This window comes from Dokdonella aquatica (genome assembly GCF_051987395.1).
In the GTDB taxonomy this organism is placed as follows: Bacteria; Pseudomonadota; Gammaproteobacteria; order Xanthomonadales; family Rhodanobacteraceae; genus Dokdonella.
Map to the genome: position 1 here is coordinate 3,453,259 of NZ_CP197094.1, position 15,380 is coordinate 3,468,638.

13 protein-coding genes are annotated in these 15,380 nt (G+C 69.2%); 9 read left to right on the plus strand and 4 right to left on the minus strand.

Features of this window, described 5'->3' with window-relative positions; translation table 11 throughout:
• Positions 1-63: 63 nt before the first annotated feature.
• The 3 genes from ACQQ2N_RS15365 (at position 64) to ACQQ2N_RS15375 (ending at position 3,915) form a co-directional block, all read left to right on the plus strand.
• Positions 64-1,809, plus strand: a complete 1,746-nt coding sequence (locus ACQQ2N_RS15365; protein WP_440222452.1) for a hypothetical protein — start codon at positions 64-66, stop codon at positions 1,807-1,809.
• A gap of 112 nt (positions 1,810-1,921) precedes the next feature.
• Positions 1,922-3,160 carry a flavodoxin-dependent (E)-4-hydroxy-3-methylbut-2-enyl-diphosphate synthase gene (ispG, locus tag ACQQ2N_RS15370; protein ID WP_440222453.1) on the plus strand — a complete coding sequence of 413 codons (1,239 nt, stop codon included), beginning with the start codon at positions 1,922-1,924 and terminating at the stop codon, positions 3,158-3,160.
• 14 nt (positions 3,161-3,174) lie between these two features.
• Positions 3,175-3,915, plus strand: coding sequence for a class I SAM-dependent methyltransferase (locus ACQQ2N_RS15375; RefSeq protein ID WP_440222454.1), 741 nt, complete (start codon positions 3,175-3,177; stop codon positions 3,913-3,915).
• Positions 3,916-4,649: 734 nt separating this feature from the next.
• Here the strand turns inward: ACQQ2N_RS15375 and imuA are convergent.
• The gene (imuA, locus tag ACQQ2N_RS15380; RefSeq protein WP_440222455.1) at positions 4,650-5,312 is read right to left on the minus strand and encodes a translesion DNA synthesis-associated protein ImuA; all 663 of its coding nucleotides are present in this window, start codon (positions 5,310-5,312) and stop codon (positions 4,650-4,652) included.
• Between the two features lie 2 nt (positions 5,313-5,314).
• Positions 5,315-5,926, minus strand: coding sequence for a transcriptional repressor LexA (gene lexA / locus ACQQ2N_RS15385; RefSeq protein WP_440222456.1), 612 nt, complete (start codon positions 5,924-5,926; stop codon positions 5,315-5,317).
• Positions 5,927-5,986: 60 nt separating this feature from the next.
• Between lexA and ACQQ2N_RS15390 the strand changes: the two genes are divergently transcribed.
• Both ACQQ2N_RS15390 and dapB read left to right on the plus strand, forming a co-directional pair.
• The gene (locus ACQQ2N_RS15390) at positions 5,987-6,532 is read left to right on the plus strand and encodes a hypothetical protein (protein ID WP_440222457.1); all 546 of its coding nucleotides are present in this window, start codon (positions 5,987-5,989) and stop codon (positions 6,530-6,532) included.
• Between the two features lie 286 nt (positions 6,533-6,818).
• On the plus strand, positions 6,819-7,616 hold the full coding sequence (gene dapB / locus ACQQ2N_RS15395; protein WP_440222458.1) for a 4-hydroxy-tetrahydrodipicolinate reductase: 798 nt from the start codon (positions 6,819-6,821) through the stop codon (positions 7,614-7,616).
• A 65-nt stretch (positions 7,617-7,681) separates the two neighbouring features.
• Here dapB and ACQQ2N_RS15400 read toward each other — a convergent pair whose 3' ends face one another.
• Entirely contained in the window at positions 7,682-9,205 is a 1,524-nt protein-coding gene (locus ACQQ2N_RS15400; RefSeq protein ID WP_440222459.1) for a trypsin-like serine peptidase, read from the minus strand.
• 17 nt (positions 9,206-9,222) lie between these two features.
• Entirely contained in the window at positions 9,223-9,909 is a 687-nt protein-coding gene (locus ACQQ2N_RS15405) for a 2OG-Fe(II) oxygenase (protein ID WP_440222460.1), read from the minus strand.
• Between the two features lie 251 nt (positions 9,910-10,160).
• Here ACQQ2N_RS15405 and carA point away from each other — a divergent pair, with 251 nt between their 5' ends.
• Genes carA through greA form a run of 4 tightly spaced genes read left to right on the plus strand, consistent with a single transcriptional unit; the run spans position 10,161 to position 15,364 of the window.
• Positions 10,161-11,300, plus strand: coding sequence for a glutamine-hydrolyzing carbamoyl-phosphate synthase small subunit (carA, locus tag ACQQ2N_RS15410; protein ID WP_440222461.1), 1,140 nt, complete (start codon positions 10,161-10,163; stop codon positions 11,298-11,300).
• A gap of 5 nt (positions 11,301-11,305) precedes the next feature.
• Entirely contained in the window at positions 11,306-11,680 is a 375-nt protein-coding gene (locus tag ACQQ2N_RS15415) for a hypothetical protein (RefSeq protein WP_440222462.1), read from the plus strand.
• A complete protein-coding gene (carB, locus tag ACQQ2N_RS15420; protein ID WP_440222463.1) occupies positions 11,664-14,888 on the plus strand; it encodes a carbamoyl-phosphate synthase large subunit in 3,225 nt (1,074 codons plus the stop codon). Before ACQQ2N_RS15415 ends, carB begins: the two co-directional genes overlap by 17 nt.
• Positions 14,885-15,364, plus strand: a complete 480-nt coding sequence (gene greA / locus ACQQ2N_RS15425) for a transcription elongation factor GreA (RefSeq protein WP_440222464.1) — start codon at positions 14,885-14,887, stop codon at positions 15,362-15,364. The genes carB and greA overlap by 4 nt, the downstream gene beginning before the upstream one ends.
• The last annotated feature ends 16 nt before the right edge of the window (positions 15,365-15,380 follow it).

Below are 15,380 nucleotides of genomic sequence, written 5' to 3' on the forward strand. Positions count from 1 at the left end.
GATCGTGCTGCGACAACGGGCATCGGACTGGCCTAGACTGGACCGCATGAAAGGAACGCCACCATGAGCGACCTGCATCGTCGGCTGCTGCACGACCTGCCCGAACGCCATGCCCCGCGCGGCGCCGCGTTCGCGACCGAGACCCGTGCCGTGCGCGCCTGGGTCGCGGCGTTGCCGCTCGCCAATTTCGCCGCGACAGCGCGCCTGCTCGTCGATGCGCTGCGCTCGATGAACGGCCAGCGCGTCGGCGCATCGGAGCGCCTCGACGCGCTCGAGATCCTGCGCGCGCCGGTCAACCAGCTTGCCGGCCTCGTCGACAAGCAGATCGTCGGCACGAGCTTCCCGCTGCCGCCGCAGCGCGCCGAACTCGGCATCCTCGCCCAGGAGTTCCAGTCCGAGCTCGCCACCGGCTACCGCATGGCGCTGTACGACTTCTGCGCGCCGAACGGCACCGTGCCGCTGCTCAAGGGCAAGGCCGTCGCTTTGTGTGCCGCACGCGCGCTGCACCACGCCGGCGCACGCCTGCACAAGGCCTATCTTCTCTATCGGACGCCGCCGGTCGGCGCCTGGAAGGCGTTGCACGACGTCTACCGCTTCGCAGCCGCACTGGGCCTCGACGACCGCGCGATCGACGACCAGGCCAACGGCCCCGCCAGTGCACGCGAGATCTATGCGCACGCGATGCTGCTCGCGCTCGCCAATCCGTACCGTTTCACCCAGCGCGAGCTGCTCGAACTGATCGCGCTGACGCGCGCGTTCTCACCGCATGCGGTGATCCGCAAGGGCGGCAGCGACGGCATCGGCCAGCATCCTGTCGACTGCGAGGCCGATCGCGGTCCGGGCTATCTGCCCGAGGAGCGCACGGCCGTGAGCGACGGCGTGCTGACGATCGACCTCGGTGCGCTGTTGCGCATCATCGACGAACAACTCGCACACCTGCCATCGAGCGTACGCGTGGTGTCGTTCCGCGTCCGTGGCGGCTCGGCCGTCCAGGGCGATGCCGACCTCGTGCGCCGCCTCGTCGACGGCTGGACCTCGGACGGCCAGCGCGAGCACGCGCGCCTGCCGGGTGGCTATGCGTTGCAGAGCGTGCTCGGCCTGCAGGACCTGCACTTCGTGCTCGCCGGCAACGAGGATTTCGACAGTTTCATGCGCCAGGTGCGCGGCACCGCGATCAGCGTGTCGGATCGCGACGGCGCGGCGACTTGGGCCGCCTCGTCCGAGCAGACGCGCGCCCAGCGCATGCAGGCCAAGGTCATCGACCAGGGTCTCGGCGGGTATCGAGTGCTGTGGGAGCGGGGAGGGCCCGGCGAGACGGTGCGCGCCAAGGTGGGCGAACTTGTCGGCCTCGCGGTCGCCGACGCGCAGGGCGTCATCTCGGACTGGATGGTCGGCGTGATCCGCTGGATGCGCATCGACGACGAGAGTCGCGTCGACGCCGGCATCGGCCTGCTCGCGCGTCGATCGCTGCCGGTCGGCGCCTGTGCCGTCGACGACGGCGGCAACCTGCGTGGCGGCGAGTCGCGCGGCCTGCTGCTCGTGCCGATGCGTGCCGACGAGGATGCGCCGTACACGTCGCTGCTCGTGCCGGGCCTGTTCGAGCGCGAGCCGGCATCGATCGAGCTGACGCTGCCGGCCGATCCGAACCGCTGGCTGTCCTCGGCCTGCGTCGTCGAGGCCGAGGAGGTGAGCCTGCAGGAATCGGCCGGTGCCTACCTGCAGTTCGCGCTCGCCGGCATCGACCTCGCCGACGAATCGCCGGCTGCGGACGACGGCGAATCGCTGCACGCGCGCGCCGCGGCGATCTGAGGGCGGTGGGCAGTCGCGGCCGCGCCGGGTATCCTTGGCAGGTCCGGCACCGGCACGGCGCCATGTCCGATCACCATCCTTCCTGCGGGCGCCTCGTGCGCCGTCCCCGAGCATGACGTCTCCCACTCCTGGCATCGTCCCGCGTCGCGGCAGCGTCGGCGTCCGCATCGGTCCGACCCTCGTCGGCGGCGCGGCCCCGGTCGTCGTGCAGTCGATGACCAACACCGACACCGCCGACATCGTCGCGACGACGAAGCAGGTCGCCGAACTCGCGCGCGCCGGCTCCGAACTCGTGCGCCTGACCGTCAACACGGCCGAGGCCGCCGCCGCGGTGCCGCGTATCCGCGACCGGCTCGCGATGATGGGTTCGAGCGTGCCGCTGATCGGCGATTTCCATTACAACGGCCATCAGCTGCTGGCCGACGAGCCGGCCGCCGCCGAGGCGCTGGCCAAGTACCGCATCAACCCGGGCAATGTCGGCTTCGGCAAGAAGAAGGACATCCAGTTCTCGACGATCATCGAGACCGCGTTGCGCCACGACAAGCCCGTGCGCATCGGCGTCAACTGGGGTTCGCTCGATCCGTCGATGATCGCGGCGATGATGGACGAGAACAACGCACGCACCGAGCCCTGGGACGCCGCACGCGTCGCCCAGGAGGCGCTGATCCGCTCCGCGCTCGATTCAGCGCAGCGTGCCGAGGAACTCGGCATGGACCGTTCGCGCATCGTGCTGTCGTGCAAGGTGTCGGGCGTGCAAGGCCTCATTTCGGTCTACCGCGACCTCGCCGCGCGCTGCGACTACGCGCTGCACCTGGGCCTGACCGAAGCCGGCATGGGCTCCAAGGGCATCGTCGCCTCGAGTGCCGCGCTCGCGGTGCTGCTGCAGGAAGGCATCGGCGACACGATCCGCATCTCGCTGACGCCCGAGCCGGGTGAATCGCGCACGCGCGAAGTCGTCGTCGCCCAGGAGCTGCTGCAGACCATGGGCTTGCGTGCGTTCACGCCGATGGTCACCGCGTGCCCGGGCTGCGGCCGCACGACGAGCACGCTGTTCCAGGAACTCGCGCGCACCGTGCAGGACCACGTGCGCGCGAAGATGCCCGAGTGGCGCCTCAAGTACGACGGCGTCGAGAACATGACCCTCGCGGTCATGGGCTGCATCGTCAACGGCCCCGGCGAGTCCAAGCACGCCGACATCGGCATCTCGCTGCCCGGTACGGGCGAGAGTCCCGCGGCCCCGGTGTTCATCGACGGCCAGAAGGCGATGACCTTGCGCGGCGACACGATCGCGCAGGATTTCGTCGGCGTCGTCGAGGACTACGTCGCGCGCCGCTACGTGCAGCGCGCCTGAGGTTCCGGCAAGGCATGGCGAAGCAAGGCGAGATCGACTACGTCGCGCGCATCGGCGAGGGCGGCGCGGCGCATGCACAGGGCAAGCCGTTCTCCGATGCCGACTGCGGACGCATGCTGGCCGACCTCGGTGGCGTGTTCATGGTGCTGCCGCCCGCGCCGGCGCGCCTGCTCGATCTGGGCTGCGGAAGCGGCTGGACCAGCGTGTTCTTCGCGCGGCGCGGCTACGACGTGACCGGCCAGGACATCGCCCCCGACATGATCGCGCTGGCCGAAGCCAACCGTGCCGCGGCCGGCGTGGACAACCTCGCGTTTACGGTCTGCGACTACGAGTCCCTCGGCTTCACCGACACGTTCGACGCGGCCGTGTTCTACGACGCCTTGCACCACGCCGAGGATCCGCACGCCGCGCTCGCTGGCGTGTACAAGGCGCTCAAGCCCGGCGGTGTGCTCGTCACGATCGAACCCGGCGTCGGCCATGCCGAGGCCGAACACTCCAGGATCGCGGTCGACATGTTCGGCGTCACCGAGCGCGACATGCCGCCCCGCGACATCGTGCGCATGGCCCGCGCGATCGGCTTCCGTGGCGCGCGCGTCTACCCGACGCCCAAGATGCTCGCGATGATCCAGTACGAGATGCCGGTGCTCGCACGCCTGCCGGACTGGCTGTCCGACCTCGTGCGCTGGGGCGGCATGGGCTGGCTCATGCTCGTCGCCAAGCGCTGGCGGGGTGGCATGGTGGTGTTGCGCAAGTAAGCAAGGCGGCTGCGAAGGCAGGCGGACCGATGGCTGCTCGGTCTGGAGCTGCGGTGTCCTGCCCGAGCGTTCCCGATAGTCGTCTGTCATGCGATGGTCCCGGGTGACATGCTTGCATGAGCATGTCGACGCAGGTCATTGATTCATCGCATTCTTCATGACTCTCATCAGGCTCTTTCGAGCTGGCGTTGCTGCGTGGTGACGCAGGCGGAGGGAACCCTTTCCGTCTCGTCCGCGATGCTGAGGTGAAGTGGGTAGGGCGTTCGGATTGCACGCCGGAAACGGGTCGATGCCGTTTTGTCTGAGCCCTGCGCAAGCGCACGCCTTGGGGCGATGGGTGCGCCGTTCGAGATCCATCAACCTACGGTGGTGTCGAGCCATGGGACACGCCGCCCCGGCGCAGGCCGGGGCCCAGCGCCTGTCTGTGGAGCAAATCGGATGGTCCCCGTCCCGCGATGCAGCGCAGGCTCACATTCCGAGTTTCGCATTCACGCCCAAGTGGCATCGAAAGGCACTGGGCCCCCGGCCTGCGCCGGGGCGACGGGGTTTTTGCTTGCAGGGGCGATGTGAGTGGAACGAAATCCGCTGCGCGGGTTCGGTCCTGCACGAGCGCGTGATCACACTCGCGGCGTTGCAGCGCTTCGCGCGTAGGGTGGAACCGCCGCAGGCGATTCCACCGTGATCGGAGTGCTTCGTGAATGGCGCGGGAAGCCGCAGCGTGTCGGCGTCGTGGCTCAGGCGCGCAGTGCGATCGGCTCGCGGCGTGTCGTACCGAAATCGCCACGGCACTTGAGGATATCGACGCAAGTGCCTGACGAAGAAGCCGAAACACGCAGGCGAAGTGCGGCCGGGCTGGACTGTTCCTGGGCGTGCAGCGGGCGGAACAGGATCGCGAGCGCGTCACTGCTTTCGGCGGCGAGCTGCAGGCGGCGCAGCTGGCGGTAATCGACCTGAGGCAGCCAGTGCAGCACGGCGGCGCAGCAGCCCGCGCGCAGGCATTGCTCGGCGCTCCAGTGCGAATCGGCCGTGCCGGCATCGATGCGCACGACGTGGTCGAGGTCGACCCCGGCCGCAGCTAGGGCGGGGGCGTAGGGAATGTACGGCGGCGCGATCATCGCGACGCGACGGCGTGCGCGCGTCATCGCGGCGAGTGCGGGCATGACGAGCTCGAGCTCGCCGATGCCGTCGTGGTCGACGAGGATCTCGGTCAGCGCACCGAGCGGCAGTCCGCCGCCCGGGAGGCGCGCATCGAGCGCGTCGTTGCCGGTCGGCTGCGTGCGCAGATCGGCCCGCGAGGCGCTGCCGGCGCGCCAGACGCCCGGATGGCGCAGGACGTCGCCGAGTCCCGAGGGACGTGCAGGGGACGCCATGAACGGCGAAGTCAGGACGGCGGCCATGCTCAGGTTCTCCGGATCATGCCGACGTAGAGGCCTTCGATCGCGAACGGGGTGCGCTCGGGGTCGACGTCGATCGGGGCGAAATCGGGATTCGCCGGCAGCAGGCGGATGCGGCCCTGGCGGCGTTCGAGGGTCTTGACGGTGACGTCCTCGTCGATGCGCGCGACGACGATGCGACCGTCGTCGGCGGTGTTCGTGCGGTGCACGGCGATGAAGTCGCCGTCGAGGATGCCGGCGTCGCGCATGCTGAGGCCGACGACGCGCAGGAAGTAATCCGGCCGCGGACGAAACAAGCTCGCATCGATGCCGAACTCGCCTTCGATGTTCTCGGTGGCGAGGATCGGGGAGCCGGCGGCGACGCGCCCGACGAGGGGAAGCATGGTCACCGCCGGCCCCCGCGAGCGGGAAGGCAGGCGCAGGCCGCGATGCGGCGAGCGTTCGAGTGCGCCCTTGCGCACGAGCGCCTCGACGTAGTCCTGTGCGGAGCTGTGCCGTGCGAAGCCCAGGGCTTCGGCGATTTCGCGCAGCGTCGGCGGACGGCCGTGCTCGGCGGCGTAATCGCGGATATGCTCCAGCACGCGGCGTTGGTTGGCAGTCAGGTCGTCGAGGTTCATGGCGTACGAATGTACGTACGTACACCCGGCGATGCAAGTTTTTTTTGCAGGGAGTCCGCGATGCGGTTCACCGGGGTGCTCGGGCTGGTGGTCGTGGGCTTGGCAGGCGTCGCCCTCGGGGCGGCGGAATCCTCGCCTGCGACGCGTGCCGAAGCGTTCTACCGTGCCTACGTCGCATCGGGTGCGAGCGGACTGCCCGAGCCTGCGCAGCAGCAACGCCTCGCGCCTTGGCTGAGTCCGAAACTGCTCGCGCGATTCGATGCGGCGCGTGCGATCCAGGCCGAGTGCATCAGCTTGCATCCGACCGACAAACCGCCCCTGATCGAGGGCGACCTGTTCTCGAGCCTGTTCGAAGGCGCGCAGGCGTTCGATGCCGGGGACGCCGGGATCGAGGGCAACACGGCCCGCGTCACGATGCGCTTCCGATACGGCGACGAGAGCTCGGCCGACGTCGTGCGCTGGAGCGACACCTACGAACTCGTGCGTGCGTCCGCCGATGCGGCATGGACGCTCGACGACATCGTCTACGGTGGCGAGTGGGCCTTCGGCCCCGGACGCGGCACGCGCCTCGCCACGTTGCTCGACGGGCTCGGGCGCTGCGAGTGAGGTGATGCGCGCGCTCTTGCATGCCTGCGTTTCGAATGCTCTTCGTGGCCACGAGCAGGGCGGAACCGCCGCAGGTGATTCCGCCGTGACCCGCGTTGTCGCATCACCACGGTATGGCTTCGATCGCACGCCGGTAAGCGCGGGCGGAATCCATTGCGCGCATTCGGCCGCAAGGTCGTCACGTCTGCGGCGTGCGAGTCGGAAGAGGCGCGCATCGCGCACCGCGATGGACGAAACGGGAGGCGTGGCCGATCATGCGGATTCTTCGGATTGCACGGATTCCCGCATGAGCGAGCGTATCGCCCTTGTCGTCCACGGTGCCGGCGGACGCATGGGCCAGGCCATCCTGCGCCTCGCCGCGGGCATGCCCGCGGTGCAGGTCACGTCGGCGCTCGTGCGCGCAGGTTCCCCACTCGAAGGTCAGCCACTCGCCGCGACGCTCGGCGCTGTCGCGCCTGACCTCGCGTATCGCGCCACGCTCGATGAGCGTGACGCCGCCGGCGTCATCCTCGATGTCGCCGGACCCGGAGCGTTCGATGCCGCGCTCGCGTTGGCGCGCTCGCGTGGCTATGCATTCGTGAGCGGCTCCACGGGCCTCGACGAGGCTTCGCATACCGCGCTCGACGAGGCCGCGGCCTCGATCCCGGTCCTGCTCGCCGCGAACTTCAGCCTCGGTGTCGCCGTGCTTGCGCACCTGTCCGCGCAGGCGGCGAAGCTGCTTGGTGTATGGGATTGCGAGATCCTCGAGGCGCACCACCGGCACAAGCGAGACGCGCCTTCGGGCACCGCGTTGCTGCTAGGCGAGCGCGTGTCGCGTGCGCGCAATGGTGCCGAAGCGGCACCGATCGATCGCAACGGCGTGCGTGTTGACGGCCAGATCGGTTACGCCGCGTTGCGTGGCGGCGATGTCGTCGGCGAGCACGCGGTGTGGTTCGCGGGCGAGTCAGAGCGCCTCGAGCTCGTGCACCGCGCGACCAACCGTGACGTCTTCGCGCACGGTGCGCTCGCGGCCGCGCGCTGGCTCGCCGGCAAGCCGGCGGGGCGTTACACGATGGACGACGTGCTGGGCCTGACGCGCGACTGAGGCGCGTGCGGCCCGCCCGACACGCACCGCGACCTGCGTATCGAGGAGCGGCGTGCGCCAGTGCGTCAGGGCCGCGTGCGTGGATCGAACGGACGCGGCGGCGAGACGCGCGGTGCTCCGGATGCCCGCGCCGAAGCGGCCTGTCGCTGGGCGGTGGTGCGCGGCACGAGGCCGGCCGGCAACGTCACCGGCACCGTCGCAGCGAGTCCGGCGACGGTGCGCGTGTTCGTGCCCGCAGGGTCGAGCCAGTCGCGCAGGCGCACGGCCGGTGAGGTGCCGTCCCACGCGGCCGACAGCTTGCCGTAGCAGTCGATGCCGGTATCGGGCTGCGTCGGCGCGGACATGCTGCACGTCGCCGTACCGCCCGACAGCATGCCGATGAGGCGCTTGCCGCGCCCGCTGCCGTCGCCGGCCGGGATCCACAGCCCCGAACCAGACGAACCGCCTTCGGTGGTGCCTTGCGCATAAGGTCCGGCCAGCCAGTGCGTGTTCGCGCTCGTGCCGCCGGTATTGATGCAGTTGTTCGTCGTGCGCGGCGGATTGGCCGAGCGCGTGACCTTGGCGACGTCGCCGCGCGGATGATGCAGGCCGATGCTCGACGACGGCGCCACGCCGCCCGCGTCCCAGCCCGCGTAGTAGACGTTCCACGCGGGGTCGGGTGCCTGGGTGAGCTCGACGAGCGTGAAATCGGCGTCGGCGCGCGTCGCACGCAGCGTCGCGCCGGTCTGGTTCTGCGCGAGTGACCAGCCGGTCGTCGGCGAGCACTGCGTCGAGCGGTAATTCCAGTACACGCGCATCGAGGCGACTTCGGCCGCGGTCGACATGCAGTGCGCGGCGGTCAGCACGAGGTTGCGGCGATTGCCCGGCACGGTGTTGAGCAGCGTTCCGGTGCAGATGTAGCCGAGGCCGTCGCTGCCGCGGAACTCGTAGTAGGCGAGTGCACGCTTTTCGTCCGGATAGGGATCGCCGAGCGGGCAGGCGACGTTGATGTTGCAGGCGCCCGAGCCGGTCGGATTCGCCTTCGCCACCTTGAACAGGTCGCGGAATCCGGCGTCGACGTGGGTCAGCACGAGGTCGGGCGCACCACCTTCCGAGGCGGGCACGCGCAGCTCCACGCTCGCGAGGTCGCCCGGCACCATAGGTACCCACAACGGTGCACCGTCGTCGGCCGTGTAAGGACCTTCGTAGTGGCCACCGCTGCCGGTCACCCACAACGCCGCGCCGGGCGGCAAGGCGTAGCGCGCAAAGCCGAGGTGCAGGTCGGTCGCGCCGGGCACCTGCACGTCGACGCGCCACAGCCGCGTGCCGTCGTCGAGCACCTGCCATGCGCCGTCGACGCGCGCGTCGATCATCACGTCGTGGCCGAGCGCGATCGCGAGGCGCTTGTCGGGCATGCCGTCGCGCGTCGCCTTAGCGTCCGCCTCGCCGCGCAGCACGGCGGCGTCGATCGCGGGCAGCATGATGCGCGCCGGCACGGCGATCGACTTGGCGGCTCCCGCGAGCGACGGCGGGCGCTCGCCCTGGCGCGCGTGCACGGGCAGGGCGCACAGCGCGAGCGCGAGCAGCGGAATGGCGAAGCGCAGGTCCATGACGGGATCTCCCGGGTTCAGTCCAGATGGGCGGCGTCGTCGCGACGCTTCGCGCCGATGCGTCGGTCGATCGCACCGAACAGCTTCTTGAACAGGCGCGAGAACTTGCCGCGCTTGGTCTTGCGCAGCTTCTCGTCCTCGCTGGTGAGCCAGGCGACCTGGATCACGCGGCGCTCGCCTTCGAACGGCAGATGGCCGTGGAACGAGTTGTCGGCACGGCCGAACGCGACGAAGGTGCCGTAGACGGGTCGCACCTCGGGCGACACGAGGTCGTCGATGCTGTCCTGGCGGGCGAGGAAACGCAGGCAGCCCGCGCTCGTGTCGGGCCAGTCCTCATTGAGGTAGAGCAGGGCGGTGGCGATCTTCGAGCGGCTGTCGGTGTGGATCGTGCCGTGGCGACGGTTGAGCGACTGGCAGATCGTCACCAGCGACGGGCGTGCACCGAGGCCGGCGATACCGAGGCGTTCGCCGACCGCGTCGGCGAACGCAGGCGAGACGAGTTCGTCGATGAGCGCATTGACCGAGGGGCCGCAGTCGCCGGCTTCGTGCGGAAAGAACCCCGCGTTGCCGTAGCGCGGGAAATCACGCGCGAGCGCCGCGCGTTCGGTGTCGGGCAGCTGCTGCGTGGCGACGAGGAAGGCAAAAGGTTCGCGCCGCAGGACGGTGTCCCCGCGGGCGAGGCCGTCGATGCTGAGGATGCCCATGGCCGCGTTCCGGTTCGGAGGGGTGAAAGGCGCGATTCTAGCGGTTCGGACGGCCGCACGTGCGGCATCTTGCGCAGGCATTCGGACGGCCGTGCGGGTGGACAGTGCCCGCTCATCCGCCTATCATTCCGTCTCGCCTTGACCCCATTTCTACGCCCGAATCCACGGACCGGCCTCGCACGGACCGCGGGTTTCGTCGCATCCGCGCCAGCCCGGCGCCGATCGACCAGGGCCTCCACGCAGGCGAACGCATGACCCATCCAGCCATCCTCGCGCTCGCCGACGGCAGCCTCTTCCACGGGCAGTCGATCGGCGCCGACGGCAGCAGCACCGGCGAAGTCGTCTTCAACACGGCGATGACCGGTTACCAGGAAATCCTCACCGATCCGTCGTACTCGCGACAGATCGTCACGCTGACGTATCCGCACATCGGCAACACCGGCTGCAACGCGGCGGATGCCGAGTCGACCGCCGTGCACGCGGCCGGCCTCGTGATCCGCGACCTGCCGCTGCTCGCGAGCAACTGGCGCAGCGAGGAGGCGCTCGACGCCTACCTGCGCCGCAACGGCGTCGTCGCGATCGCCGATATCGACACGCGTCGCCTCACGCGCATCCTGCGCGACACGGGCGCGCAGTCCGGCTGCATCGTCGCGGGTCCCGATGCGAAGGCCGAGGCCGCGCTCGCCGCGGCACGCGCGTTCCCGGGCCTGGCCGGCATGGATCTGGCCAAGGTCGTCTCGATCACCGCACGCGAAGCGTGGAACGAGGGCTCGTACGATCTCGACGCCGCGACGTTCACGACGCCGTCGACGCGCTTCCACGTGGTCGCCTACGACTTCGGCGTCAAGCGCAACATCCTGCGCATGCTCGTCGACCGCGGCTGCAAGGTCACGCTCGTTCCGGCGCAGACGCCGGCCGAGGACGTGCTCGCGCTGTCGCCCGACGGCGTGTTCCTGTCCAACGGCCCGGGTGATCCGCAGCCCTGCGATTACGCGATCGCCGCGATCCGCGCCTTCCTCGCCGCACGCGTGCCGGTGTTCGGCATCTGCCTCGGCCACCAGCTGCTCGGCCTCGCCGCCGGCGCGACCACGATCAAGATGAAGTTCGGTCACCACGGTGCGAACCATCCGGTCATCGACATCGCCACGGGCCGCGTCATGATCTCGAGCCAGAACCACGGCTTCGCGGTCGACGAGGCCACGCTGCCCGCGAACGTTCGCGCGACGCACCGTTCGCTGTTCGACGGCTCGCTGCAGGGCATCGAGCTGACCGACGTTCCCGCTTTCGGCTTCCAGGGTCATCCGGAAGCGAGCCCCGGCCCGCACGACGTGGCCGGCCTGTTCGACCGCTTCATCCACCTCATGGAGGCGCACGCGGTCGCCGCGGCGTAAGGCAGATGATTCCGTACCGGACCCCGTCGTCGATCCTCTCCGCCGTGTTCGCCGTCGCGTTCGCCGCGTCGGCCTCCGCGGCACCGCCGGCCAAGGAAGCCGCGCCGCAGCCCCAGCAACGCGAGACGCCGTACGAGGCGCTCGAGAAGCAGGTCGGCTCGCGTGTCGTGATCCACACCGTCAACAACACCACGCGCACGGGCACGCTCGTGCGCTACACCAACGTCGGCCTCGCCCTGCGCGTCGAGAACGGCGGCTACGAACTCTCGATGCCGCGCAAGAACGTGCGCGCCGTGTTCGTCGTCGTGCCCGCCGCCGATCCGTTGTTCCCGACCGACAAGACCTCGCTGGAAGCCAAGCCCGGTGCCAAGAAGAACTGACCTCAAGACCGTCCTGATCCTCGGCGCCGGCCCGATCGTCATCGGGCAGGCCTGCGAGTTCGACTACTCCGGCGCGCAGGCCTGCAAGGCGCTCAAGCAGGAGGGTTACCGCGTCGTCCTGGTGAACTCGAACCCGGCGACGATCATGACCGACCCGGAGACCGCCGACGCGGTCTACATCGAGCCGATCACCTGGCAGACGGTCGAGAAGATCATCGCCAAGGAGAAGCCCGACGCGCTGCTGCCCACGATGGGCGGCCAGACCGCGCTCAACTGCGCGCTCGACCTCGCCGACCACGGCGTGCTCGAGAAGTACGGCGTCGAGCTGATCGGTGCCAAGCGCGAGGCCATCCGCATGGCCGAGGACCGCGAGCTGTTCCGCGTCGCGATGGCCGAGATCGGCCTGGAGTGCCCGAAGGCCGAGGTCGTGCGCACGTTCGAGCAGGCCATCGAGGCGCAGGCCAAGGTTGGCTACCCGACGATCATCCGCCCGAGCTTCACGCTCGGCGGCTCGGGTGGCGGCATCGCCTACAACCGCGAGGAATTCGAGGAGATCGTCAAGCGCGGCCTCGAGCTTTCGCCCGTGCACGAGGTCCTCGTCGAGGAGTCCGTGCTCGGCTGGAAGGAGTTCGAGATGGAAGTGGTCCGCGACACCGCGGACAACTGCATCATCGTGTGTTCGATCGAGAACTTCGACCCGATGGGCGTGCACACGGGCGACAGCATCACGGTCGCGCCGGCGCAGACGCTCACCGACAAGGAATACCAGCGTCTGCGTGACGCCTCGATCGCGGTGCTGCGCAAGATCGGCGTCGACACCGGCGGCTCCAACGTGCAGTTCGGCATCAACGCCGAGGACGGCCGCGTCGTCGTCATCGAGATGAATCCGCGCGTGTCGCGTTCGTCGGCGCTAGCCTCGAAGGCGACCGGCTTCCCGATCGCCAAGGTCGCGGCCAAGCTCGCGGTCGGCTACACGCTCGACGAGCTGCGCAACGAGATCACGGGCGGCCTCACGCCGGCCTCGTTCGAGCCCGCGATCGACTACGTCGTCACCAAGATCCCGCGCTTCGCGTTCGAGAAGTTCCCGGCGGCCGACGCGCGCCTGACCACGCAGATGAAGTCGGTCGGCGAGGTCATGGCGATCGGCCGCACGTTCCAGGAATCGCTGCAGAAGGCGCTGCGTGGCCTCGAGACCGGCAAGAACGGCCTCAGCCCGCTCGGCGACGCGACCAGCGACGAGGCGCTCGCCACGCTGCGCCGCGAACTGCGCGAGCCCGGTCCGGAGCGCATCTTCCACATCGGCGACGCGTTCCGCGCGGGCTTCTCGCGTGACCACGTGTTCGCGCTGACCCGAGTCGATCCGTGGTTCCTCGTCCAGATCGAGGACCTGATCGCGACCGAGGGCGTCGTGCGTGCGCAGGGCCTGCCCGCGATCGATGCGGCGCGCATGCACACGCTCAAGCGCAAGGGCTTCTCCGATTCGCGCCTCGCCGAACTGCTCGGCACCGACGAGAACGCCGTGCGTGCGCTGCGCCGCGCGTTCAACGTGCGTCCGGTCTACAAGCGCGTCGACTCGTGCGCGGCCGAGTTCGCCACGACCACCGCGTACCTGTACTCGACGTACGAGGAGACCTGCGAGGCGGAGCCGACCGACCGCGACAAGATCATCGTGCTCGGCGGCGGTCCGAACCGCATCGGCCAGGGCATCGAGTTCGACTACTGCTGCGTGCACGCGGCACTCGCGCTGCGCGAGGACGGGTTCGAGACCATCATGGTCAACTGCAACCCGGAGACGGTCTCCACCGACTACGACACCTCCGATCGCCTGTACTTCGAGCCGCTCACGCTCGAGGACGTGCTCGAGATCATCGACAAGGAAAAGCCGAAGGGCGTCATCGTGCAGTACGGCGGGCAGACCCCGCTCAAGCTCGCGCGTGCGCTCGAAGCGGCCGGCGCGCCGATCATCGGCACCTCGCCCGACTCGATCGACCTCGCCGAGGACCGCGAGCGCTTCCAGAAGATGATCCAGAAGCTCGGCCTCGAGCAGCCGCCGAACCGCACCGCGCGCAACGCCGACGAGGCGCTCGCGCTGGCGCGCGAGATCGGCTACCCGCTCGTCGTGCGCCCGAGCTACGTGCTCGGCGGCCGCGCGATGGAAGTCGTGCACGACGACGCCGACCTGTCGCGCTACATCCGCGACGCGGTGCGCGTGTCCAACGACTCGCCGGTGCTGCTCGACCGCTTCCTCGACCACGCGATCGAGGTCGATGTCGACATCGTCGCCGATGCCGATGGCGGCGTGCTGATCGGTGGCGTCATGGAGCACATCGAGGAAGCCGGCGTGCACTCGGGCGACTCGTCGTGCTCGCTGCCGCCGTTCTCGCTGAGTGCCGAGCTGCAGGATCGGCTGCGCGACCAGGTCGCGCGCATGGCGCGCGAGCTCAAGGTGGTCGGCCTCATGAACACGCAGTTCGCGATCCAGGGCGATTCGATCTTCGTGCTCGAGGTCAATCCGCGCGCGTCGCGCACGGTGCCATTCGTGTCCAAGGCCACCGGCGTGCCGCTGGCCAAGATCGCCGCGCGCTGCATGGTCGGGCGCTCGCTCGCCGCGCAGGACGCGACGCGCGAACTCGTGCCGGACTACTACTCGGTCAAGGAAGCGATCTTCCCGTTCCTGAAGTTCCAGAACGTCGATCCGATCCTCGGTCCCGAGATGCGCTCGACCGGCGAGGTCATGGGCGTGGGCCGCAATTTCGGCGCCGCGTTCGCGCGTGCGCACGAAGCCGCCGGCATCGCCGCGCCGGTCGTCGGCAAGGCGTTCCTGTCGGTGCGTGATTCCGACAAGCAGCGCCTGCTGCCGATCGCGCAGGACCTCCTGCGTCGCGGTTTTAGCCTCGTCGCCTCGAGCGGTACGGCGACGTTCCTCGGCGAGCACGGCGTGGTCTGCGAGCGCATCAACAAGGTGCTCGAGGGCCGCCCGCACGTCGTCGACCTGATCAAGAACCGCGAGATCGTCTTCATCGTCAACACGACCGAAGGCAAGCAGGCGATCTCCGATTCGTTCTCGATCCGCCGCGAGGCGCTGCAGCAGCGCGTGACCTATTCGACTACCATCTCCGGTGCCAGGGCTCTGCTGCACTCGCTCGATTTCCGCGACAGCGGCGAGGTGCACAGCCTGCAGGAACTGCACAGGGAATTGAACGCATGAACCGAGCTCCCATGACCCAGAAAGGCGCCGACCGACTGCGCGCCGAACTGGATCGCCTGAAGTCCGTCGAGCGCCCGCGCATCATCCAGGCGATCGCCGAAGCGCGCGCGCACGGCGACCTCAAGGAGAACGCCGAGTACCACGCCGCACGCGAGATGCAGGGCTTCACCGAAGGCCGCATCAACGAACTCGAGGGTGCGCTGAGCTACGCCGACGTGATCGACATCAGCAAGCTGTCGGCCGGCAAGCGCATCGTGTTCGGCGCGACGGTCGACCTTGCCGACGAGGACAGCGGCGAGGAAGTGACCTACCAGATCGTCGGCGACCTCGAAGCCGACATCAAGCAGCGCCTGATCTCGGTGTCGTCGCCGTTCGCGCGTGCGCTCATCGGCAAGAACGAGGGCGACTCGTTCGAGTTCCAGGCGCCGAACGGCACGCGCAACTACGAGATCACCGGCGTCCGCTACGTCGACTGATCCGGCGCCGGGCGCG

What these genes read in the sequence shown, in the direction of transcription:
- ACQQ2N_RS15365 (WP_440222452.1), top strand. Translation starts at nt 64, where the DNA reads ATGAGCGACCTGCATCGTCGGCTGCTGCACGACCTGCCCGAACGCCAT.
- ispG (WP_440222453.1), top strand. Translation starts at nt 1,922, where the DNA reads ATGACGTCTCCCACTCCTGGCATCGTCCCGCGTCGCGGCAGCGTCGGC.
- ACQQ2N_RS15375 (WP_440222454.1), top strand. Translation starts at nt 3,175, where the DNA reads ATGGCGAAGCAAGGCGAGATCGACTACGTCGCGCGCATCGGCGAGGGC.
- imuA (WP_440222455.1), bottom strand. Translation starts at nt 5,312, where the DNA reads ATGGCCGCCGTCCTGACTTCGCCGTTCATGGCGTCCCCTGCACGTCCC.
- lexA (WP_440222456.1), bottom strand. Translation starts at nt 5,926, where the DNA reads ATGAACCTCGACGACCTGACTGCCAACCAACGCCGCGTGCTGGAGCAT.
- ACQQ2N_RS15390 (WP_440222457.1), top strand. Translation starts at nt 5,987, where the DNA reads ATGCGGTTCACCGGGGTGCTCGGGCTGGTGGTCGTGGGCTTGGCAGGC.
- dapB (WP_440222458.1), top strand. Translation starts at nt 6,819, where the DNA reads ATGAGCGAGCGTATCGCCCTTGTCGTCCACGGTGCCGGCGGACGCATG.
- ACQQ2N_RS15400 (WP_440222459.1), bottom strand. Translation starts at nt 9,205, where the DNA reads ATGGACCTGCGCTTCGCCATTCCGCTGCTCGCGCTCGCGCTGTGCGCC.
- ACQQ2N_RS15405 (WP_440222460.1), bottom strand. Translation starts at nt 9,909, where the DNA reads ATGGGCATCCTCAGCATCGACGGCCTCGCCCGCGGGGACACCGTCCTG.
- carA (WP_440222461.1), top strand. Translation starts at nt 10,161, where the DNA reads ATGACCCATCCAGCCATCCTCGCGCTCGCCGACGGCAGCCTCTTCCAC.
- ACQQ2N_RS15415 (WP_440222462.1), top strand. Translation starts at nt 11,306, where the DNA reads ATGATTCCGTACCGGACCCCGTCGTCGATCCTCTCCGCCGTGTTCGCC.
- greA (WP_440222464.1), top strand. Translation starts at nt 14,885, where the DNA reads ATGAACCGAGCTCCCATGACCCAGAAAGGCGCCGACCGACTGCGCGCC.